Origin of the sequence: Geodermatophilus africanus (assembly GCF_900107105.1) — a bacterium.
In the GTDB taxonomy this organism is placed as follows: Bacteria; Actinomycetota; Actinomycetes; order Mycobacteriales; family Geodermatophilaceae; genus Geodermatophilus; species Geodermatophilus africanus.
On sequence record NZ_FNOT01000005.1, the window covers coordinates 352093 to 374402 of the forward strand.

The following is a 22310-nucleotide window of genomic DNA, read 5'->3' on the forward strand; positions in this document are numbered from 1 at the left end:
AGGTGGAGATGTGACCGTCCAAGTGCTCAATGGCGCCAACCTCGGCCGCCTCGGCACGCGCGAGCCCGAGAAGTACGGGTCGACGACGTACACCGAGCTGGTCGAGCTCATCGCCGCCACCGCCGCCGAGCTGGCGCTGGAGGTGCGGGTCCGGCAGACCGACGACGAGGGCGAGCTGCTGCGCTGGGTGCACGACGCGGCCGACGCCGGTGATCCCGTGGTGCTCAACCCGGCGGGCTGGTCGCACACCTCGGTGGTGCTGCGCGACGCCCTGGCGATGCTGACCGCGCCACTGGTGGAGGTGCACATCAGCAACATCCACAAGCGCGAGGAGTTCCGGCACCACTCCTACGTCTCGGGGGTGGCCGACGGGGTGATCGCCGGGCTGGGCGTGCAGGGGTACGTGCTGGCGCTGCGGTGGCTCGCGGAACGGGGGGTCGCGTGAGGTACGGGGCGCGCCGGGAGCGGTTGCGCGCGACGGCGGCCGAGCGCGGGCTGGACGCCGTCCTGGTCACCGAGCTGCTCAACGTGCGGTACCTGACCGGGTTCACCGGCTCGAACGGCGCGCTGCTGCTGCGCGCCCACGGCGGCGACGTCTTCGGCACCGACGGCCGCTACACCACCCAGGCCAGCAGCCAGGTGCCCGACGTCGAGCTGCTCGTCGACCGGGCCACGGTCCCGGCGCTGGCGCGGGAGGCGGTGCGTCGCGGCGCCGGGCGGATCGGCTACGAGAGCCACCACCTCACCGTCGACGGGCTGCGCACGCTGGAGTCGGTGCTCGCCGACGCCGCCGCCGGTGGCACCCTGCCGGAGCTGACCAGCGTGCGGCGGGCGGTCGAGGCGCTGCGGGCGGTCAAGGACGACGACGAGGTCGACGCGCTGCGCCGGGCCTGCGCGATCGCCGACGCGGCGCTGGCCGAGCTGGCCGCCGAGGGGGCGCTGCGGCCCGGGCGCACCGAGCTGCAGGTCGGCCGCGAGCTCGACGCCCGCATGCTGGTGATGGGCGCGGAGGCGCCGTCCTTCGAGACGATCGTCGCCTCCGGCGCGAACTCCGCCATCCCGCACCACCGGCCCGACATCACGGAGCTGAGGGCCGGCGACTTCCTGAAGCTCGACTTCGGCGCGACCGTCGACGGCTACCACTCCGACATGACCCGCACCGTCGTGCTCGGCGGGGTGGGTGGGGAGGCCGCGGCCTGGCAGCGCGAGGTCTACGACCTCGTCGCGGCCGCCCAGGCCGCCGGGCGGGCGGCGCTGGCCGTCGGTGCGGACGTGGTCGCGGTGGACGCTGCGGCCCGCGGCGTCATCGCCGCCGCCGGCCACGCCGAGCACTTTCCCCACGGGCTGGGCCACGGCGTGGGACTGGAGATCCACGAGGCGCCGGGCATCGGCCAGCTGGGCGCGGGTAGGCTGGCCGCCGGCATGGCCGTCACCGTGGAGCCGGGGGTCTACCTCCCCGGCCACGGCGGTGTCCGCATCGAGGACACGTTGATCGTCACGGACGACGAGCCCGAGTTGTTGACCCTCACGAGCAAGGAACTGCTGGTCCTCTAGATGGCTACCACCAACGACCTCAAGAACGGCATGGTCCTCAACCTCGACGGTCAGCTCTGGGCCGTCACCGAGTTCCAGCACGTCAAGCCGGGCAAGGGCGGTGCGTTCGTCCGCACCACGCTGAAGAACGTGCTGTCGGGCAAGGTCGTCGACCGGACCTTCAACGCCGGCACCAAGGTCGACACCGCGACCGTCGACAAGCGGAACATGACGTACCTGTACAAGGACGGCACCGACTTCGTCTTCATGGACGGCGAGACCTACGACCAGATCCACGTCCCGACCGAGACCGTCGGCGGCGGTGCGGACTACCTGCTGGAGAACACCGACGTCGTGGTGGCCGTCCACGAGGGCAGCCCGCTCTACGTCGAGCTCCCGGTGACCCTCGAGCTGGTCGTGCAGCACACCGACCCGGGCCTGCAGGGCGACCGCTCCACCGGCGGCACCAAGCCGGCCACGCTGGAGACCGGCGCGCAGATCCAGGTGCCGCTGTTCGTCAACACCGGCGACAAGCTCAAGGTCGACACCCGCGACGGCCGGTACCTCGGCCGCGCCAACTGACGCGGGGCGGGTCGGGGAAGGCCGGCATGGCTGCCCGTACCAAGGCGCGCAAGCGCGCCGTCGACGTCCTCTACGAGGCAGACGTCCGCGGCAGCGACCCGCTGGAGCTGCTCCGCGAGCGGGTGGCGCTCGCCTCGCCGCCCATCCCCGACCACGCCGTCCGGCTGGTCGAGGGGGTGGCCGAGCACGCCGCCCGCATCGACGAGCTGATCGACCGGCACGCGCACGGCTGGTCGATCGACCGGCTGCCCGACGTCGACCGCGCCATTCTCCGGATGGCGGTCTTCGAGTTGCTGTGGGTCGACGACGTGCCCGACCCGGTCGTCATCGACCAGGCCGTGGAGTTGGCCCGGTCGCTGTCGACCGACGACTCGCCGGCCTACGTCAACGGCGTCCTGGGCGCCGTGCTCGACGCCGAGGTCCCGACGACCTGAGCGGGGCGGCGGCCGGGCTCGTCGACCGGCTGGCCGACGAGATCGGCTGCCTGGCCCGGACGACGACCCGAGTGCTCGTCGCCGTGGACGGCCCCGGACGCCGCGGGAAGACCACGCTGGCCGATCGTCTCGCCACGCGCATGCCCGGCCCGGTCCTCCGGGTGTCGATCGACGACTTCCTGGCTCCGCGCGAGGTCCGGTACGCGCGCGGGGAGCTCTCACCGGAGGGCTACTACCGGGACTCCTGCGACCTGCCGGCGCTCGTGGCCGACCGGCTGCGGCCCGTCGCCTCCGGTGCGGCGTCCCTCGGGGGCCTGCCGGTGCCGGAGCGGGCCGTCCTGGTCACCGACGGGGTCTTCCTGCACCGCCCCGAGCTGCGGAGTCGCTGGCACCTCGCGGTCTACCTCCACGTGCCCGAGGAGGAGACGCTCCGGCGGGCGGCTGTCCGGGACCGGGCACTGATGGGTGCCGAGGTCGAGCGCCGGTACCGCGTCCGCTACCTGCCCGGCCAGGCGCTCTACCGCAGGGAGGTCGACCCGGCCGCCACGGCGGACGTCGTCGTCGACAACACCGACCCGGCGGCGCCCGTCGTCCTCCGGTGGAGGTGACGACCGCCGCACGAGGGCCCGCGGTGGGTGGTGCGGCGTCCCGGGGTCGTACGACGAATGGCCACTGGTCCGGCACGCACGGTGATCTCCTGGGTGGGCGGGCATCCCCGACCCCTCAGGAGGACAGACGAACGCCCTCGCACCCGCACGGCGCCGCTGGCGCGCCGCCGTGACCGCCTCGCGCTCGCCGTCCCGTTGCTCGCGCTCGCCCCGCCGGCCCAGGCCGCGTCGTCCAAGGCCTGCGCGGGCGGCGGCTACCGCCTGGTCGACGCCGCCACCCAGCGGGTGCTGGCCCGGGACACGGACCGGGAGGCGGTGACGACGGTGCGCGCGGCGGATCTCGGCGACCGGGTCCTGGTGCAGGGCCGCTACAACCAGTACGTCGTCCGGACCGGCGACTTCGCCCTGTTCGACTACGCCTTCACCGGGGCGCCCAACCGGCTGGACATGACCGGCCGCCGGTTCACCCCGGTCTTCGCGAGCAAGGTGCCCGACCACCGCGGCCTGACCCTCGGCGGCGACCTCACGGTCACGCTCGAGGAGGAGGACCTGGTCGTCAGCCGGGCCGGCACCGGGCTGTCGATGAGGATCCAGTCCAAGGACTGCGCGCAGGGCGGCATCTTCCAGATGGAGCCCGAGCGCGGCGACGGCACCCGCACCCGGATCGTGCACACCCTGGCGACCGGCGCCGGTGCCGTCACGCCGTTCTACTTCGACAACCCGCACTTCCGGGCCCGCGCCGGACAGTTCCTCGGCTCGGCCTGCACCAGCGTCGAGACCGGGCCGCCGAGCCGGTGCTGCGTCCAGGTCTCCCCGCGGGTCACCATCGGCAACGACGCCTCGCCGCGGTTCGTCGCGCGCGACAGCGCGCAGGTCGCCGAGCGCGTCGACCAGCCCGACTGTGGCGCCCAGGTCGCGCCGGACGTCGACCACTGCGGGCGGGTGTCGGTGTGGGACGTCGCCAGTGGCGGGCGCATGGGCTTCGTCACCGGTGAGTACGCCGTCGAGGTCGCCAACCCGCCGACCGAGTGCGTGTCGGACTGCCAGGCGCAGAACCAGGTCCGTGGCCGGCTCGCCGTCCTCGGTCACCCGTTCCCGGTGCCGGCCGGCAGCCGGCTGAGCCCGGCCGAGTCGACGCTGCTCCTGCCGCCGCTCACCGCTCCCTGACCCGACCGCCGGTATCACCGGACACCGAGGGCCCACTCCGATCGTCGGAGTGGGCCCTCGGTGTCCCGGCCCCGTGCCGAGGCTCGCCGCGGCCCCGTCCCGGCTCCCGCCCGAGGCTCGCGGAGGGCGGGAGGACGGGGTCCGCTCTCACCGCGGGGTTCGGCGGCGCTCCCAGTTCGGGTTGACCTCGTCCTCGTCCTCGTCGCCGCCGAAGCCGACGATGCTCTCCATGCCGGGAGAGAGGACGCCCCACTCGATGAGCCGGCTCGTCAGCTCGTCGGGGCTCATGTCGTAGATGATCGCCAGCGACTTGAGGTCCTCTGCCCGGATGGAGAGGACCTTGCCGTTGTAGTCGTGCCGCTGCGCCTGGATGGTCGAGGCGTACCGCGCCAGCGGGCCGGCCTCGTCCGCGGGCAGCGAGCCCAGCGACTCCAGGTTCAGCACGATCTTCGTCGTCGAGGTGACCGCCGAGCTCGGCCGCGGGTCGGGCAGCAGCTCGGAGACCGGGACGCCGTAGAAGATGGCGAGCTCGGAGAGCCGCTGCACCGTCACGGCGCGGTCGCCGCGCTCGTAGGAGCCGACGACCACGGCCTTCCAGCGGCCGTGCGACTTGTCCTCGACCCCCTGGAGCGAGAGGCCCTGCTGGTTGCGGATGGCGCGGAGCCGGGCACCGAGGGCCCGTGAGTAGTCGGTGCTCATCGCTTCCTGCTCACTGTCCGTCGTCGTGGAGGTGTTGTCGTCACGGAGCGTACTGGTCGAGCGGTCCGAGTGACACCGGGACACTCCTCCGGGTCAGAAGGCACCCGATCGTGCCCTCTCCTGGTGCGTGACGGGTCACATCGCGGCGTGCAGTACGGTCGAGCCCGGTCCGACCAACTCCTTTAACGACCCGTCCCGTGAGGCGGGGAAGGAGGCCTGATGGCCAGCCCGACCGGGCCTGCCGCCGGCGACGCACCGTCGCCGTCCGCAGTGCTCACCGCCGCCGACGTGACCCGCGTGGTCGACCGGATGGCCCACCAGCTCATCGAGAAGGCCGGCGACTCCCTCGCCGACCTGGTGCTCGTCGGCATCCCGACCCGCGGCGCCCCGCTGGCCCGCCGGCTGGCCGCCCGCGTGGCGGCCTTCTCCGGGACTTCGGTCGACGTGGGCACCGTCGACATCACGCTCTACCGCGACGACCTGCGGCTGCGCGGGGTCCGCGCGCTGGAGGACACGGTGCTGCCAGAGGGAGGCATCGACGGCCGGCTCGTGGTCCTGGTGGACGACGTCCTGTACTCGGGCCGGTCCGTGCGGGCGGCGCTGGACGCGCTGCGCGACGTCGGCCGGCCGCGCGCGGTGCAGCTGGCGGTGCTGGTCGACCGCGGCCACCGCGAGCTGCCGATCCGCGCCGACTACGTGGGCAAGAACCTGCCGACCCGCCGCGGCCAGTCGGTCAAGGTGCACCTCGACGAGGTGGACGGCGTCGACGAGGTGCTCATCACCGAGGTGGGGTCGTGAGGCGACAGGGAGTGAGCATCGCGGCCAGCTCTGCGAGCGAGGAGCGGAGCGACGGCGGAGCCGAACGGGAGCGCATCGCGTGAAGCGACACCTGCTGGAGGCGGCCGACCTGGACCGCGCGGACGCGACGCTGGTGCTGGACACCGCCGCGCAGATCGATGCCGCGCTGGCCGGCCGCGAGGTCAAGAAGCTGCCCACCCTGCGGGGCCGGACGGTGGTCAACCTCTTCTTCGAGGACTCCACCCGAACCCGGATCTCCTTCGAGCTGGCCGCCAAGCGCCTCTCCGCCGACGTCATCAACTTCTCCGCCAAGGGCAGCAGCGTCTCCAAGGGCGAGAGCCTCAAGGACACCGCGCTGACCCTGGAGGCCATGGGCTCCGACGCGATCGTCGTCCGCCACCAGGCCTCGGGCGCCCCGCACCGGCTGGCCACCTGGGTGCGCGGCAGCGTGGTCAACGCCGGCGACGGCACCCACGAGCACCCCACCCAGGCGCTGCTGGACGCCTACACGATCCGGCACCGGCTGGGCCGGCTCGAGGGCGTGCGGGTGGCCGTGGTCGGCGACGTGCTGCACAGCCGGGTGGCCCGCTCCAACGTGCGGCTGCTGCACACCCTGGGCGCCGAGGTGACCCTGGTGGCGCCGCCGACGCTGCTCCCGGTCGGGGTGGGCAGCTGGCCCGCCGAGGTCTCCTACGACCTGGACGCCGTGCTGCCCAAGGCCGACGTGGTGATGATGCTGCGGGTCCAGGCCGAGCGGATGAACGCCTCGTACTTCCCCAGCGCTCGCGAGTACAGCCGCCGCTACGGCCTCGACGGACGGCGGATGGGCGCGCTGGGCGACGACGCGATCGTCATGCACCCCGGTCCGATGAACCGCGGCATGGAGATCGCCGCCGAGGTGGCCGACTCCGTCCGCTCCACGATCGTCGAGCAGGTCGGCAACGGGGTCTCCGTGCGCATGGCCGTGCTCTACCTGCTGCTCGGAGGGAACACGTGAGCGAGCTCGCGAGCTCAGGAAGGCAGCAGAGCCGCATGACGTACCTGATCACGGGCGCCCGCCCCTGCGGTGAGGACGCCGCCGACATCCTGGTCGAGGACGGCCGGATCGCCGCGGTCGGAGAGGGCCTGTCCGCCCCCGGTGCCGAGGTGCTCGACGCCGCCGGGCTGGTCGTCCTCCCCGGCCTGGTCGACCTGCACACCCACCTGCGCGAGCCCGGCCGGGAGGACGCCGAGACCGTCGAGACCGGCAGCCGCGCCGCGGCGCTGGGCGGCTACACCGCGGTGCACGCCATGGCCAACACCGACCCGGTGGCCGACACCGCGGGCGTCGTCGAGCAGGTGTGGCGGCTCGGCGAGCAGGCCGGCCTGGTCGACGTCGTCCCCGTGGGCGCGGTGACCGTCGGGCTGAGGGGCGACCGGCTGGCCGAGCTCGGCGCCATGGCCGACTCCGCCGCCCGCGTCCGGGTGTTCTCCGACGACGGGCACTGCGTCAGCGACCCGGCGCTCATGCGTCGGGCGCTGGAGTACGTGAAGGCCCTCGACGGGGTGGTGGCCCAGCACGCCGAGGAACCGCGGCTCACCGTCGGCGCGCAGATGCACGAGGGCGACCGCTCGGCCCGGCTCGGGCTGACCGGCTGGCCGGCCGCCGCCGAGGAGGCGATCATCGCCCGCGACGTGCTGCTCGCCGGCCACGTCGGCGCCCGGCTGCACGTCTGCCACGTCTCGACCGCGGGCTCGGTGGAGATCCTCCGCTGGGCGAAGTCGCGCGGGGTGCAGGTGACCGCCGAGGTCACCCCGCACCACCTGCTGCTCACCGACGAGTGCGCCGAGGGCTACGACCCGGTCTTCAAGGTCAATCCGCCGCTGCGCACCGACGCCGACGTCGAGGCGCTGCGCGCCGGGCTGGCCGAGGGTGTGATCGACGCGGTCGCCACCGACCACGCCCCGCACGCGGTCGAGGACAAGGAGACCGAGTGGGCCAGCGCCCGGCCCGGGATGCTCGGGCTGGAGCAGGCTCTGTCGGTCGTCGTCGCGACGATGGTGGAGACCGGGCTGCTCGACTGGCGCGGCGTCGCCGACCGGATGTCGGTCCGCCCGGCGGCCATCGGCCGGCTCGACGGCCACGGCCGCCCGCTCGCACCCGGCGAGCCCGCCAACCTGCTGCTGCTTGACCCGGGCAGGCGCGCGGTCGTCGACCCCGCCGCCCTGGCCAGCCGCAGCCGCAACAGCCCCTATGCCGGCCGGGAGCTGCCCGGCCGGGTGGTCCACACGTTCCTGAGAGGTGTCCCGACGGTGCTCGACGGCAAGGCCCAGCGGTGACCCGCGAAGACGACGGGGGAGTGAGCATCGCAGCGAGCTCTGCGAGCGAGGAGCGGAGCGAGCCCGGAGTGGAGCAGTGAACACAGCGCTGCTCGTCCTGGAGGACGGCAGGACCTTCCGCGGGGAGGCCTACGGCGCGGTCGGGACGACGCTGGGCGAGGCGGTGTTCGCCACCGGGATGACCGGCTACCAGGAGACGCTGACCGACCCCAGCTACGCGCGCCAGATCGTGGTGATGACCGCCCCGCACATCGGCAACACCGGGGTCAACGAGGAGGACGACGAGAGCCGCCGCATCTGGGTGGCCGGCTTCGTCGTCCGCGACCCCGCCCGCCGCCCGGCGAACTGGCGCGCCACCGGCACCCTGGACGACGCCCTGGCCGGCCAGGGCGTCGTCGGCATCAGCGGGATCGACACCCGCGCGCTGACCCGGCACCTGCGCGAGCGCGGCGCCATGCGCGCCGGCATCAGCAGCGAGGGCCTCCCGGCCGAGGAGCTGCTGGCACGGGTGCGCGCGTCGGAGAGCATGAGCGGTGCGGACCTCGCGCCGTCGGTCACCGCCAACGACCCCTACGTCGTCCCGGCGGTGGGGGAGCAGCGGTACACGATCGCCGCGCTCGACCTCGGCATCAAGACCGCCACCCCGCGGTACCTGGCCGAGCTGGGCGTCGAGACGCACGTGCTGCCGGCCACGGCCACCGCCGAGGACCTGCTCGCCGCCGGCCCCGACGGCGTGTTCCTCTCCAACGGCCCGGGCGACCCCGCGGCCGCCGACTACGCGGTCGCGGCGGTGCGCGGGGTGCTGGACGCCCGCCGTCCGCTGTTCGGCATCTGCTTCGGCAACCAGATCCTCGGCCGCGCGCTGGGCCTGGGCACCTACAAGCTGCGCTTCGGCCACCGCGGGCTCAACCAGCCGGTGCTCGACCGGGTCAGCGGCACCGTCCGGGTGACCAGCCACAACCACGGCTTCGCCGTCGACGCCCCGCTCGACCGGGCCACCGACACCCCCTACGGGCGGGTCGAGGTCAGCCACGTCGGGCTCAACGACGACGTCGTCGAGGGGCTGCGCTGCCTCGACGTCCCGGCGTTCAGCGTGCAGTTCCACCCCGAGTCGGCGGCCGGGCCGCACGACGCCGCCCCGCTGTTCCAGCGGTTCGTCGACCTCATGGAGACCGCCCGCACCGGGGACGCGCAGGCCGGGGGGCCGCCGCCGCAGGTCGAGCACAGCACCGCGGAGAAGAGCGCCTGATGCCCAGACGGGACGACGTCCACCACGTGCTGGTGATCGGCTCCGGGCCGATCCTCATCGGCCAGGCCGCCGAGTTCGACTACTCCGGCACCCAGGCCTGCCGCGTGCTCAAGGCCGAGGGGCTGCGGGTCAGCCTGGTCAACAGCAACCCGGCGACGATCATGACCGACCCGGAGATCGCCGACGCCACCTACGTGGAGCCGCTGACGCCGGAGTTCGTCGAGAAGGTCATCGCCAAGGAGCGCCCCGACGCGCTGCTGGCCACCCTCGGCGGGCAGACCGCGCTCAACATCGCGATCGGCCTGTACGAGAACGGCGTGCTGGAGCGGTACGGCGTCCGGCTGATCGGCGCCGACGTCGACGCGATCAACCGCGGCGAGGACCGGCAGATGTTCAAGGACATCGTGCGGTCCATCGGCGCCGACGCCCCGCGCTCGCGGGTGTGCGCGTCGGTCGAGGAGGCGCTGGAGACCGCCGCGGAGGTCGGCTACCCGGTCGTCATCCGGCCGAGCTTCACCATGGGCGGGCTGGGCTCGGGCTTCGCGACCGACGAGGCGAGCCTGCGCCGCATGGCCGGCCACGGCCTGGCCGACTCCCCGGTGCACACCGTCCTCATCGAGGAGTCGGTGCTGGGCTGGAAGGAGTACGAGCTCGAGCTGATGCGCGACCGCAGCGACAACGTGGTCGTCGTGTGCTCGATCGAGAACGTCGACGCGATGGGCGTCCACACCGGCGACTCGGTCACCGTCGCCCCGGCGATGACCCTCACCGACCGCGAGTACCAGCGGATGCGCGACGTCGGCATCGCGGTGCTGCGCGAGGTCGGCGTCGACACCGGCGGCTGCAACATCCAGTTCGCGGTCAACCCGGCCGACGGCCGCCTCGTCGTCATCGAGATGAACCCCCGGGTGTCGCGGTCGAGCGCGCTGGCGTCCAAGGCCACCGGCTTCCCGATCGCCAAGATCGCTGCGAAGCTGGCCATCGGATACACCCTCGACGAGATCACCAACGACATCACCGGCGTCACCCCGGCGGCGTTCGAGCCGACGCTGGACTACGTCGTCGTCAAGATCCCGCGGTTCGCCTTCGAGAAGTTCCCGGGCGCCGACCCGCGGCTGACCACGACGATGAAGAGCGTCGGCGAGGTCATGGCGATGGGCCGCAACTTCCCCGAGGCGCTGGGCAAGGCGATGCGGTCCACCGAGACCAAGGTCGCCGGCTTCTGGACCGGTCCGGACGACGGCCGGTCCGCGGCCGAGCTGCTCGAGGCGCTGCGCACCCCGGTCGACGGGCGGCTCTACGTCGCCGAGGCCGCCCTGCGCGCCGGCGCCACCGTCGAGCAGGTCGCCGAGGCCAGCGGCTTCGACCCGTGGTTCGTCGACCAGCTCGCGCTGGTCGGCGAGGTCGGTGCCGAGGTCCGGGACGCGCCGGCCCTCACCGCGGCGCTGCTGCACCGCGCCAAGCGGCACGGCCTGTCCGACCGGCAGATCGCCGCGCTGCGTCCCGAGCTGGCCGGTGAGGACGGCGTCCGGGTGCTGCGCCGGCGCCTGGGCGTGCGGCCGGTCTACAAGACCGTCGACACCTGCGCCGCCGAGTTCGCCGCCCGCACCCCGTACCACTACTCCTCCTACGACGAGGAGACCGAGGTCGAGCCGCGGGAGAAGCCGGCGGTGCTGATCCTGGGCTCGGGACCCAACCGCATCGGGCAGGGCATCGAGTTCGACTACTCCTGCGTGCACGCGGTCATGGCGCTGCAGGACGCCGGCTACGAGGCGGTGATGGTCAACTGCAACCCCGAGACCGTCTCCACCGACTACGACACCGCCGACCGGCTGTACTTCGAGCCGCTGACCTTCGAAGACGTCCTCGAGGTCGTCGAGGCCGAGCGTGCCGCAGGTCCGGTCGCCGGGGTCATCTGCACCCTGGGCGGGCAGACGCCGCTGGGCCTCGCGCAGCGGCTCAAGGACGCCGGGGTGCCCGTGCTGGGCACCGCCCCGGAGGCGATCGACGCCGCCGAGCACCGCGGCTCGTTCTCCCGGGTGCTGGCCGACACCGGGCTGCCCGCGCCCGCCCACGGCACGGCGACCGCCTTCGCCGAGGCGCGGGAGATCGCCGCGCGCATCGGCTACCCGGTGCTCGTCCGGCCCTCCTACGTGCTCGGCGGCCGCGGGATGGAGATCGTCTACGACGACGCCACGCTCGAGGCCTACATCGCCAAGGCCACCGACGTCAGCCCCGAGCACCCGGTGCTGGTCGACCGGTTCCTGGAGGACGCGGTCGAGATCGACGTCGACGCCCTCTTCGACGGGTCCGAGCTGTACCTCGGCGGGGTCATGGAGCACATCGAGGAGGCCGGCATCCACTCCGGCGACTCGGCCTGCGCCCTGCCGCCGATCACGCTGGGGAGCGCCGACCTGGTGCGCATCCGCGCGGCGACGGAGCAGCTGGCGGCGCGCATCGGCGTCCGCGGCCTGGTCAACGTCCAGTACGCGATCAAGGACGACATCCTGCACGTCATCGAGGCCAACCCGCGGGCCAGCCGCACGGTGCCGTTCGTCTCCAAGGCGACCGCGGTGCAGCTGGCCAAGGCCGCGGCGCGGATCGCGGTGGGGGAGTCGATCGCCGACCTGCGCGCCGCGGGCGTGCTGCCGGCCACCGGTGACGGGGCCGACCTGCCCGAGCACGCCCCGATCGCGGTCAAGGAGGCGGTGCTGCCCTTCCACCGGTTCCGCACCGTCGACGGGCAGAACGTCGACACCGTGCTCGGCCCGGAGATGAAGTCCACCGGCGAGGTCATGGGCCTCGACACCGGCTTCGGCACCGCGTTCGCCAAGTCGCAGGACGCCGCCTACGGGTCCCTGCCCACCGAGGGCACGGTGTTCGTCTCGCTGGCCAACCGCGACAAGCGGTCGGCCATCTTCCCGGTCAAGCGGCTGGCCGACCTGGGCTTCCGGGTGCTGGCCACCGCCGGCACCGCGCAGGTGCTGCGCCGCAACGGGGTGGCCTGCGAGGTGGTCGGCAAGTACAGCGAGGGGCCGGGCAACGTGGTCGAGAAGATCCTCGCCGGGGACGTCGACATCGTCGTCAACACCCCCGCCGGGTCCCCGGGCAACAGCGGGCCGCGCCTCGACGGCTACGAGATCCGCACCGCGGCGGTGGCCGCGAACATCCCGTGCATCACCACGGTGCAGGGGATGGCGGCGGCCGTGCAGGGGATCGAGGCGCTGCGCCGCGGGGACGTCGGCGTGCGCAGCCTGCAGGAGGTCCACGCGGCGCTCGCCGGCGCCCCGGCCCGGCCGTGAGCGCCACGGCCGTCGTGCGGGCGGAGCTGGTCGCCCGCGGGCTGGTCGCCGGCCTGCCCGAGGCGTTCCTCGCCGGGGTGACCCGCTTCGCGCGCCCGCCGCAGCCCGAGCTCGACGCCCTGGCCGCGGCGGCCCGGGGGCTGGCCGGGCGGCTGGCCGCCGGGGACCTCGGGGACGACGACCTGCCGCTGCTGACCCGGGTGCTCTTCCTCGCCGGCCACGCGGGCGTGCTCGCCGGGGCCGGGGTGCCCACCCCGGCCTACGACGTCCTCCGCTCCTACCGGGACAACCTGACCACCCCGGTGGGGCCGCGCCTGGCGCGGCGTCCGGTCGCCGGCGGACGGCGCTGGCGGGTGCTGGGCCGCGACGTCGGCTTCCCGATCGGCGTACCCGCCTGCGTGCTCAACGGCGGCGAGGAGTGGGTCCGCCACTTCGCGGCCAACGGCTACAGCGTGCTGACCTACAAGACCGTCCGCAGCCGCGCGCACGAGCCCAACGCCCAGCCCAACTGGGTGTTCGCGGCACGGCAGACGCAGCCGCTGCCCCCGGGCGCGGCGGCGGAGGTCACCGCCGATCCGTGGGACTGGGTGCCGCCGGGGTCACCGGAGGTCAGCACGGTCAACTCCTTCGGCGTTCCGTCACCGGCGCCCGACGAGTGGATGGCCGACCTCGAGCGCTCGCTGGCCGCCGTCGACGACGACCAACTGCTGCTGGTCAGCGTCATGGGGGAGGCCGACGCGGCGACCGGCCTGGTCGAGGACTTCGCCCGCACCGCGCTATTGGCGCAGGAGGCCGGCGCGACCGTCGTCGAGCTCAACCTCTCCTGCCCCAACACGCTCGATCCCGCGGCGTCCGGGGTGCGGCCGCCGCTGTGCCTGGACGCCGACGCGACCGTCGCCGTCGTCGAGGGCGTGCGCCGCGCGCTCGACGACCGCACCGCGCTGGTCGCCAAGCTCTCCTGGCTCGACGCGCCCCGGCTGGCCGCGCTCGCGCCCCGGCTGGCACCGCTGGTCGAGGGCGTCGCGGGCATCAACACGCTGCAGAGCCGGGTGCGGCGCAGCGACGGCGAGCCCACCTTCCCCGGCCGGGAGCTGGCCGGGCTGTCCGGGGCCGCGGTGCGCGACTCCGCGCTGGACTTCACCCGCCGGCTGGTCGCCCTGCGCGAGGCCGGCGGCCGGCACTTCGACGTCCTGGCCATGGGCGGGGTGACCGACCCGGCGTCGTTCGCGGCGCTCCACGACGCCGGTGCCGACGCCGTGCAATCGGCCTCGGGCGCCTTCGCCGACCCGTTCCTCGGCCGCGACTGCATCGCCGCGTACGGCGGCACCCTGCCGCGGTCGGTGGCACGGTGACAGCGCCGTTCGGTCAGCGGCTGGCCGACGCCGTCACCGCGCGCGGGCCGCTGTGCGTGGGCATCGACCCGCACGGGGCGCTGCTGGAGCGCTGGGGCCTGCCCGACGACCCCGAGGGCCTGGCCCGCTTCACCGGCGCCGTCGTCGACGCCCTGGCCGGCACCGTCGCCGTCCTCAAGCCGCAGCTGGCCTTCTACGAGCGGCACGGCTCGCGGGGCCTGGCCGTGCTGGAGGACGGCGTCGCCCGCGCCCGGGCCGCCGGTGCGCTGGTGCTGCTCGACGCCAAGCGCGGGGACATCGGCTCGACGATGGACGGCTACGCCGGCTACCTGCGTCCCGACCACCCGATGGCCGCCGACGCCCTGACCGTCAGCCCCTACCTCGGCCCCGGCTCGCTGCAGCCGGCCGTCGATGCCGCTCGGCGGCACGGCGGCGGGCTGTTCGTGCTGGCCCGCACCTCCAACCCGGACGCCGGCTCGCTGCAGCACGCGGTCGTGGACGGGCGGTCGGTCGCGCAGGTCGTCGTCGACACCGTGCGGGCGTGGAACGCGGCCGACGCGTCCGGCTCCTTCGGCGTCGTCATCGGGGCCACGCTGCCCGAGCTGGACGTCGACCTCACCGGCCTCGGCGGTCCGGTGCTCGCCCCCGGGCTGGGTGCCCAGGGCGGGTCGGTGGCCGACCTGCGCCGGCTGTTCGACCGCGGCACCACCGTCGTGCCGGCCGTGTCCCGGGACGTGCTCGCCGCGGGCCCCGACCGGGCCGGGCTGCGCGCCGCCGCCGAGCGGTGGGCCGCGGCGCTGGCCGGCTGAGTCGGCAGGTGTCCCGGGTCGTACCCGTCGCCGGTCCCGGGCTGCCCACCCCCGGGGGAGGGTCGCCGACAGGGCGCCCGGTCCACTGCTGAACCGGCCGGTCCGGGCGTTCACCAGCGCGTTCACACCGGCCCCCGGCGTGTCGGACCCGGCGTGTCCGGCGCGCCGCTCGTCGGGACGGCCCGGTGCCCGACCGCCTGCCGGGCGCCGCTGACCTGCGGGGATGACCGACCGTGACCCCCCGCGGTGACCGTCGGTCACGATTGGCTCACCGAATGCGGGAAACCCGGGGTTCAGACCCGCGTGACCTGCGCATATACCTGGAGCTAGGTTGGCCGCAGGCTCAGCAGTGAGTCCTGTCCCCGACACAGCCCGAGCCCCCGCCGGCCGATCGGATGGCCGGCGACGACGACAGATTGGGTCGCACGATGCCCCTCCCTGACCTGTCCCCCGAGCAACGTGCCGCCGCGCTCGAGAAGGCGGCGGCCGCCCGCAAGGCCCGTGCCGAGCTGCGCGAGCGGCTCAAGAGCAAGGGCGCCACGGTCGGTGACGTCCTGCGCCAGGGCGAGACCGACGAGGTGATCGGCAAGATGCGGGTCTCCGCGGTCCTCGAGTCCCTGCCCGGGGTGGGTAAGGCCCGGGCTGCGAAGATCATGGAGCGGCTCGAGATCTCCCCGACCCGCCGGGTGCGCGGTCTGGGTGCCAACCAGCGCCGGGCCCTCGAGACGGAGTTCGGCGGCGAGAAGGTCCCCGCCGAGCAGGTCTCCGTCGAGGGCTGACCCGCAGGACCAGGCACCCGGAGGTCGAGGACGACGACGCGTGGCAGCTGCTGTCCCGGAGCACGCCCCGGCACGGCTGACCGTGCTCTCCGGTCCCTCGGGGGTCGGCAAGGGCACGGTCGTGGCGGAGGTCCGGCGCCGGCACCCCGACGTGTGGGTGTCGGTGTCGGCCACCACCCGCGGGCGCCGGCCCGGTGAGGTCGACGGGGTGCACTACCACTTCGTCAGCGACGCCGAGTTCGACCGGTTGGTCGCCGAGGACGGCCTGCTCGAGTGGGCCGAGTACGCCGGCAACCGCTACGGCACGCCGGCCGGCCCGGTGCGGGAGCAACTCGCCACCGGGCGACCGGCGCTGCTCGAGATCGAGCTCCAGGGCGCGCGGCAGGTCCGGGCCCGCGACGCCGACGCCCAGCTGGTGTTCCTGGCGCCCCCGTCCTGGAGCGAGCTGGTGAGCCGGCTCGCCGGCCGCGGCTCCGAGCCCCCGGCGGTCCAGGAGGAGCGACTGCGCATCGCGCAGGCCGAGCTGGACGCTGCCGGGGAGTTCGACGTGGTGGTCATCAACGACGACGTGGCCCGGGCTGCCGACGAGTTGGTAGGATTGCTGACTGCGCCGTCGCCCGGGTCCCTCCGGAGCAGCGGCGCCCACGAGTAGCGGATGGCCCGGCCACGCCGCCCCGCTGAACCGATCTGAGGAGCACGCCCGCCCGTGTCCGGAGTCGCACCCGCCCCCGAGGGCATCACCAACCCGCCGATCGACGAGCTGCTCGAGCGCACGAGCAGCAAGTACGGCCTGGTGATCTTCGCCGCCAAGCGCGCGCCAGATCAACGCCTACTACAGCCAGCTCTCCGAGGGCCTGCTGGAGTACGTCGGCCCGCTGGTCGACACCGCCCCGCAGGAGAAGCCGCTCTCCATCGCGCTGCGCGAGATCAACGAGGGTCTGCTCACCCACACCGCCGGCGAGAACTGAGGCCCCGTCCCGGGTCCCGCCCCGAGCTTGCGAATGGTGGGGAGGACGGGGTCCTTCTACTCGCCCCCCGCCACTCGCGAGCTCGCGGCGGGACCCTGCGACGGGGCCGTTCCAGTCCCTTGCGAGTGACGCCCCCGGCCGGTGCCGGGGGCGTCGTCGTGTCTGGGGGAGGATCGAGCGCATGAGCCGCATCGTGCTGGGCGTCGCCGGGGGCGTGGCCGCGTACAAGGCCGCCCTGCTGGTGCGCGCCTTCACCGAGTCCGGGCACGACGTCCGCGTCGTCCCCACGGCGGCCGCCCTGCACTTCGTCGGCGCGGCCACCTTCGAGGCGCTGTCGGGCCACCCGGTCACCACCGACGTGTGGTCCGACGTCGACGAGGTGGCCCACGTCCGCATCGGCCAGACCGCCGACCTCGTCGTCGTCGCGCCGGCCACCGCCGACCTGCTGGCCCGCGCCGCCGCCGGCCGGGCCGACGACCTGCTCACCGCGAGCCTGCTCACCGCCTCCTGCCCGGTGGTGTTCGCCCCGGCCATGCACACCGAGATGTGGCTGCACCCGGCCACCCAGGACAACGTGGCCACGCTGCGCCGGCGCGGCGCGATCGTGCTGCCGCCGGCCGTCGGCCGCCTCACCGGCCCGGACTCCGGCCCCGGCCGGCTGCCCGAACCCGCCGACATCGCCGCGCTCGCCTCCGTCGTGCTGGCCGCCGGCCCCGCCGCGCTCGCCGCGGACCTGGCCGGCCGCCGCGTCGTCATCAGCGCCGGGGGCACCCGCGAGCCCCTGGACCCGGTGCGCTACCTGGGCAACCGCTCGTCGGGCAAGCAGGGCTGGGCGCTGGCCCGGGTCGCCGCCGCCCGCGGTGCCGAGGTGGTGCTGGTCGCCGCCAACGTGGAGCTGCCGCCGCCCTTCGGCGTCCGCGTCGTCCCGGTCGGCACCGCCGAGGAGCTGCGGACGGCGATGGTGGCCGAATCGGCGGACGCCGACGTCGTCGTCATGGCCGCCGCGGTCGCCGACTTCCGGCCCGCCTCGGTCGCGTCGACCAAGCTCAAGAAGGACAGCGCGGCCGAGCCCGACGCCGTCCCGCTGGTGCGCAACCCCGACGTCCTCGCCGAGCTGGTCACCAAGCGGCCCGCCGGTCAGCTGGTCGTCGGCTTCGCCGCCGAGACGGGGGACGACGAGGCCGACGTCCTCACCCACGCCCGCGCGAAGCTCGCCCGCAAGGGCTGCGACCTGCTCGTGGTCAACGACGTCTCGCAGGGCCGGGTGTTCGGCCGCGCCGACAACGCCGCCGTCGTCCTGGCCGCCGACGGCACCGCCACCGAGCTGCCCGAGGGCAGCAAGGACGCCGTGGCCGCCGGCGTCTGGGACGTCGTCGGCCCCTGCCTGGCCTGAGGCCGACCCCGGCGCGGGCGCGCGCCGGTAACGTGCACCCGACGAGACGTCCACCCCCGGGCGCCCACCCCACCGTTCCCGACCCCAGGGAGTACCGCGTGTCACGCCGCCTCTTCACGTCCGAGTCGGTGACCGAGGGCCACCCGGACAAGATCGCCGACCAGATCAGCGACTCCATCCTCGACGCGATGCTCGCGCAGGACCCGCGCAGCCGCGTGGCGGTCGAGACCCTGATCACCACCGGTCAGGTGCACATCGCGGGTGAGGTCACCACCGCCGGGTACGTCGACATCGCCGACATCGTCCGGAAGACCGTGCTCGGCATCGGCTACGACTCCTCCCGCAAGGGCTTCGACGGTGCCTCCTGCGGGGTCAGCGTCTCCATCGGCGCGCAGTCGCCGGACATCGCCCAGGGCGTCGACACCGCCTACGAGGCGCGCACCGCCGGGATCGCCGACGACGAGATCGAGCGGCAGGGCGCCGGCGACCAGGGCCTCATGTTCGGCTACGCCACCGACGAGACCCCCGAGCTCATGCCGCTGCCCATCGCGCTGGCACACCGGCTCTCCCGCCGGCTCTCGACGGTCCGCAAGGACGGCTCGGTGCCCTACCTGCGGCCCGACGGCAAGACCCAGGTCACCGTCGTCTACGAGGACGACCGCCCGGTCGGCGTGGACACCGTGGTCGTCTCCTCGCAGCACGCCGAGGACATCTCGATCGAGCAGCTGCTCACCCCGGACGTGCAGGAGCTGGTCGTCGAGCCCGAGCTCGCCGCGCTCGGCCTGCCCACCGACGGCTACCGGCTGCTGGTCAACCCCACCGGCAAGTTCGTCATCGGCGGCCCCATGGGCGACGCCGGGCTGACCGGCCGCAAGATCATCGTCGACACCTACGGCGGCATGGCCCGTCACGGCGGCGGGGCCTTCTCCGGCAAGGACCCGTCGAAGGTGGACCGCTCCGGCGCCTACGCGATGCGCTGGGTGGCCAAGAACGTCGTCGCCGCCGGGCTGGCCCGCCGCTGCGAGGTGCAGGTGGCCTACGCCATCGGTGCCGCGCACCCGGTCGGCCTGTTCGTCGAGACCTTCGGCACCGGCACGGTCGCCGACGACGTCCTGGAGAAGTCGATCGGCGCGGTCTTCGACCTGCGCCCCGGCGCCATCGTGCGCGACCTGGACCTGCTGCGCCCCATCTACGCCCCGACCGCCGCCTACGGCCACTTCGGCCGCACCGACGTCGAGCTGCCCTGGGAGCGGCTGGACCGCGTCGAGGCGCTGCGCTCGGCCGCGGGAGCCTGAAGGAGAACCACCTTCCTCCCACGCCTCGCTCGCTCGGCCCGGCGCCCTGCACGGGGGTCGTGCCAGCACGTCACCGGCTCGGGGTGACCCTCGGGACGCCGGCCGCGGCTGCGCGGGGCCGTCGTACCCGGCGGGGACACTGCCCGGAGACGACCCGCGCCGAACGGAGACCCCGCTGTCGAAGGACCCCGCCCCCCTCACCCCCCGCGAGCTCGGGGCGAGCCTCCGGGCGGGGCCGAAGCGGGTGGCCCGGGTCGTCGTCGACGTGCCGCTGGCGCACCTGGACCGGCCCTTCGACTACGCCGTCCCCGACGAGATGGCCGACGAGGTGCGGGCCGGGTGCCGGGTGCGGGTGCGCTTCGCCGGGCAGCTCGTCGACGGGTTCGTGCTCGAGCTGACCGACGTGAGCGAGTCGGGGCGGAAGCTGGTGCCGCTGGCCAAGCTGGTCTCGGGCGAGCCGGTGCTCACCCCGGAGGTCGTCACGCTGGCCCGCGCGGTGGCCGAGCGCTGGGGCGGCACGGTGACCGACGTGCTGCGCCTGGCCGTCCCGCCGCGCCGGGTGGCGGCCGAGAAGCGCCCGCCCGCCGAGCCGCCCGCGCCCCCGCCACCCCCGGACCCGGCCGGCCTCGCCCGCTATCCGACCGGCCCGGCGCTGCTCACCGCCGTCGCCGAGGGCCGCCCCGCCCGTGCGGTGTGGACGGCGCTGCCGGGAGAGGACTGGCCGGCGCGGCTGGTCGAGCTGTGCCAGGCCGCCCTCTCCGGGGGACGCGGCGCCCTGGTGGTGACGCCGGACGGCCGCGACCTCGACCGGCTGGCCGCCGCCGCGGAGGCCCGGCTGCCGCAGGGGTCGGTCGTCGTGCTGCGCGCCGACGCCGCCCCGGACGCCCGCTACCGCCGCTTCCTCGACGTCGTCCGCGGCACTGCCAAGGTGGTCCTCGGCACCCGCGCCGCGGTCTACGCGCCGGTCGCCGACCTCGGGCTGGTCGCCCTCTGGGACGACGGTGACGACCTGCACGCCGAGCCCCGCGCGCCGTACGCGCACGCCCGCGACGTGCTCGTGCACCGCGCCCACCTCGCCTACTGCGCGGCCGTCGTCGCCGCGACCGCGCGCAGCGCGGAGGCCCAGCTGCTGGTGGAGAGCGGCTGGGCGCACGAGCTGGCCGCCGACCGCGCCACCCTGCGCGCCGCCGCGCCACGGGTGCAGGCCCTGGGCGCCGACGCCGAGCTGGCCCGCGACCCCGCCGCCCGCACCGCCCGGCTACCCAGCCTCGCCCACCGCGTCGCCCGCCAGGCCCTCGCCGACGGCGCGCCGGTGCTCGTGCAGGTGCCGCGGGCCGGCTACGCGCCCGGGCTGGCCTGTGACCGGTGCCGGGCGCCGGCCCGCTGCGCGGCCTGCTCCGGGCCGCTGGGCGTCGCGCCCACCCCCGGCTCGGGCGGGTCGCGGGTGCCGGCCTGCCGCTGGTGCGCCCGCCCCGCGGCGACGTTCGACTGCCCGCACTGCCGCGGCACCAAGCTGCGCGCCTCCGTCGTGGGCGCGGCCCGCACCGCGGAGGAGCTGGGACGCGCCTTTCCCGGCGCCGCGGTGCGGGTGTCCGGCCGCGGCTCCGGGGTGCTGCCGGTCGTGCCCGGCGGGCCGGCGCTGGTCGTCGCCACGCCGGGTGCCGAGCCGGTCGCCGAGGGCGGGTACGGCGCCGCGCTGCTGCTGGACTCCTGGGCGCTGCTCGGCCGGGCCGACCTGCGGGCGGGGGAGGAGACGCTGCGCCGGTGGGTGAACGCCGCCGGCCTCGTCCGCCCGGCCTCGGCCGGGGGGCAGGTCGTCGTCGCCGCCGACGCCGCGCACCCCGTCGTCCAGGCGCTGGTCCGCTGGGACCCGGGGTGGCTGGCCGCCCGCGAGCTCGCCGACCGCCGCGAGCTCGGCTTCCCGCCGGTGACGCGGATGGCGGCGCTGACCGGGACGGCGGCGGCACTGGCGGAGTTCCTCGCGGCCGCCCGGCTGCCCGCCGACGCCGACCTGCTGGGCCCGGTCCCGGAGCCGCCGCGACCCGGCCAGGAAGGTGAGCGGGAGCGCTACCTGGTGCGGGTGCCGCGGTCCGAGGGCGCGGCGCTGGCGCACGCGCTGGCCGAGGTGCAGGGCGTGCGCAGTGCGAAGAAGGCCCCGGAGCACGTCCGCGTGCAGCTGGACCCGCTCGACCTGGTCTGACGGCGAGGCCCTCACCCGCGGCCCTGACGCGGGTGTCCCTGTCGGCCGGACCACTGCTGACCCCGCGCCGCGCGGTGCCCCCGGTCCGAGGCCGACACGTCAGCGCCGACGAGCCCCGCGACCTGCGTCCCTCACCGGGCCGATCGGCCGGTGCGGCCCGGACGACGGGCCCGGCGGCGAGACGCAGGGGTCGCCCGGCCAGTGACCTCGATCTCGCTCGGCCGACGCGCGTTCACGTCGTGAGCGCACTCGGGTGGGTCCGCGCGGCCCCTGATCGGGGCCCGTGACGGACACGACCGCCCGAGCGCCCGGCGCCGCAGGGGACCCCGCGCGGACGATCCGAACCCGAGGAGCACCGAGTGACCGAGTCGCGCACGCCCCCGACGGCCCGAGCCAGCAGCGAGGGGCCACGCCCGTCGGCGGCGAGCGCGGCGGTGGACGCCGACGGGCCCTGCTGATCGGGGCGCTGCTCGTCGCAGGCCTGGTCGCCCTGCTGCTGTTGCTGAGCCAGTGCGGCGGGGAGGACCCCGGAGCGGGCTCGGACCCCGCCGCGCAGACGTCCTCGACCGCTGGGGAGCCGTCCTCCGGCTCGGCCGCGCCGAGCTCGTCAGGTGCCGCCGGCTCGTCGGCCGCCCCGTCCGGCGGGTCCGCGCCGACGGTCAGGTCGTGACCGCTGACGGTCGGTCGGCGCTGGTGCCGGCCGCGGGGACCGACGCCGCCGCGGCGCTGGGTGGGCTCGCCGGCCAGCCGGTGACCGCCACCGGCGTCCGGGTGCTCTCCGTGCCGGCCGACGAGGGCTTCTGGCTCGGCACGTCGGAGACCG

At 75.0% G+C, this 22310-nt stretch carries 19 protein-coding genes and 1 pseudogene; 19 read left to right on the top strand and 1 reads right to left on the bottom strand.

The features are described 5' to 3' along the window. The first annotated feature begins 10 nt into the window (after positions 1-10). The 6 genes from aroQ (at position 11) to BLW63_RS11875 (ending at position 4324) form a co-directional block, all read left to right on the top strand. Positions 11-445, top strand: a complete 435-nt coding sequence (gene aroQ / locus BLW63_RS11850; protein ID WP_091155817.1) for a type II 3-dehydroquinate dehydratase — start codon at positions 11-13, stop codon at positions 443-445. Then, the gene (locus tag BLW63_RS11855; protein ID WP_091155820.1) at positions 442-1554 is read left to right on the top strand and encodes a M24 family metallopeptidase; all 1113 of its coding nucleotides are present in this window, start codon (positions 442-444) and stop codon (positions 1552-1554) included. Before aroQ ends, BLW63_RS11855 begins: the two co-directional genes overlap by 4 nt. Continuing rightward, positions 1555-2115: an elongation factor P gene (gene efp / locus BLW63_RS11860; protein ID WP_091155823.1), complete on the top strand. Its 561-nt coding sequence runs from the start codon at positions 1555-1557 to the stop codon at positions 2113-2115. Positions 2116-2141: 26 nt separating this feature from the next. Continuing rightward, positions 2142-2549, top strand: coding sequence for a transcription antitermination factor NusB (nusB, locus tag BLW63_RS11865; RefSeq protein ID WP_091155825.1), 408 nt, complete (start codon positions 2142-2144; stop codon positions 2547-2549). Positions 2550-2620: 71 nt separating this feature from the next. Next, positions 2621-3157: a nucleoside/nucleotide kinase family protein gene (locus tag BLW63_RS11870; protein ID WP_211517090.1), complete on the top strand. Its 537-nt coding sequence runs from the start codon at positions 2621-2623 to the stop codon at positions 3155-3157. Between the two features lie 195 nt (positions 3158-3352). Continuing rightward, the gene (locus BLW63_RS11875; RefSeq protein WP_211517091.1) at positions 3353-4324 is read left to right on the top strand and encodes a hypothetical protein; all 972 of its coding nucleotides are present in this window, start codon (positions 3353-3355) and stop codon (positions 4322-4324) included. 147 nt (positions 4325-4471) lie between these two features. Here BLW63_RS11875 and bldD read toward each other — a convergent pair whose 3' ends face one another. After that, on the bottom strand, positions 4472-5023 hold the full coding sequence (bldD, locus tag BLW63_RS11880; protein WP_091155827.1) for a transcriptional regulator BldD: 552 nt from the start codon (positions 5021-5023) through the stop codon (positions 4472-4474). 219 nt (positions 5024-5242) lie between these two features. Here bldD and pyrR point away from each other — a divergent pair, with 219 nt between their 5' ends. The 13 genes and pseudogenes from pyrR to BLW63_RS11945 all read left to right on the top strand — a co-directional run bounded on the left by pyrR (position 5243) and on the right by BLW63_RS11945 (position 21487). Further along, complete coding sequence (gene pyrR / locus BLW63_RS11885; RefSeq protein ID WP_091155829.1) at positions 5243-5821, top strand: bifunctional pyr operon transcriptional regulator/uracil phosphoribosyltransferase PyrR; 579 nt, start codon at positions 5243-5245, stop codon at positions 5819-5821. A gap of 79 nt (positions 5822-5900) precedes the next feature. Then, positions 5901-6818, top strand: a complete 918-nt coding sequence (locus tag BLW63_RS11890) for an aspartate carbamoyltransferase catalytic subunit (RefSeq protein WP_091155830.1) — start codon at positions 5901-5903, stop codon at positions 6816-6818. A 35-nt stretch (positions 6819-6853) separates the two neighbouring features. Next, positions 6854-8140 carry a dihydroorotase gene (locus BLW63_RS11895; RefSeq protein WP_091155833.1) on the top strand — a complete coding sequence of 429 codons (1287 nt, stop codon included), beginning with the start codon at positions 6854-6856 and terminating at the stop codon, positions 8138-8140. Positions 8141-8216: 76 nt separating this feature from the next. Further along, complete coding sequence (gene carA / locus BLW63_RS11900; protein ID WP_091155835.1) at positions 8217-9389, top strand: glutamine-hydrolyzing carbamoyl-phosphate synthase small subunit; 1173 nt, start codon at positions 8217-8219, stop codon at positions 9387-9389. Beyond that, positions 9389-12691, top strand: a complete 3303-nt coding sequence (carB, locus tag BLW63_RS11905) for a carbamoyl-phosphate synthase large subunit (RefSeq protein WP_091155839.1) — start codon at positions 9389-9391, stop codon at positions 12689-12691. The genes carA and carB overlap by 1 nt, the downstream gene beginning before the upstream one ends. Next, on the top strand, positions 12688-14043 hold the full coding sequence (locus BLW63_RS11910; RefSeq protein ID WP_244522522.1) for a beta/alpha barrel domain-containing protein: 1356 nt from the start codon (positions 12688-12690) through the stop codon (positions 14041-14043). Before carB ends, BLW63_RS11910 begins: the two co-directional genes overlap by 4 nt. After that, the gene (gene pyrF / locus BLW63_RS11915; protein ID WP_091155846.1) at positions 14040-14852 is read left to right on the top strand and encodes an orotidine-5'-phosphate decarboxylase; all 813 of its coding nucleotides are present in this window, start codon (positions 14040-14042) and stop codon (positions 14850-14852) included. Before BLW63_RS11910 ends, pyrF begins: the two co-directional genes overlap by 4 nt. A 428-nt stretch (positions 14853-15280) precedes the next feature. Further along, positions 15281-15631: an integration host factor, actinobacterial type gene (gene mihF, locus BLW63_RS11920; RefSeq protein WP_091155849.1), complete on the top strand. Its 351-nt coding sequence runs from the start codon at positions 15281-15283 to the stop codon at positions 15629-15631. A 40-nt stretch (positions 15632-15671) separates the two neighbouring features. After that, positions 15672-16283: a guanylate kinase gene (gene gmk / locus BLW63_RS11925; protein WP_091155853.1), complete on the top strand. Its 612-nt coding sequence runs from the start codon at positions 15672-15674 to the stop codon at positions 16281-16283. Between the two features lie 54 nt (positions 16284-16337). Further along, a pseudogene (gene rpoZ / locus BLW63_RS11930) lies at positions 16338-16599 on the top strand (DNA-directed RNA polymerase subunit omega). Between the two features lie 181 nt (positions 16600-16780). Continuing rightward, positions 16781-17992 carry a bifunctional phosphopantothenoylcysteine decarboxylase/phosphopantothenate--cysteine ligase CoaBC gene (gene coaBC / locus BLW63_RS11935; protein ID WP_091155857.1) on the top strand — a complete coding sequence of 404 codons (1212 nt, stop codon included), beginning with the start codon at positions 16781-16783 and terminating at the stop codon, positions 17990-17992. Positions 17993-18090: 98 nt separating this feature from the next. Next, positions 18091-19287: a methionine adenosyltransferase gene (gene metK, locus BLW63_RS11940; protein WP_091155861.1), complete on the top strand. Its 1197-nt coding sequence runs from the start codon at positions 18091-18093 to the stop codon at positions 19285-19287. A 244-nt stretch (positions 19288-19531) separates the two neighbouring features. Beyond that, positions 19532-21487: a primosomal protein N' gene (locus BLW63_RS11945; protein ID WP_091155865.1), complete on the top strand. Its 1956-nt coding sequence runs from the start codon at positions 19532-19534 to the stop codon at positions 21485-21487. The last annotated feature ends 823 nt before the right edge of the window (positions 21488-22310 follow it).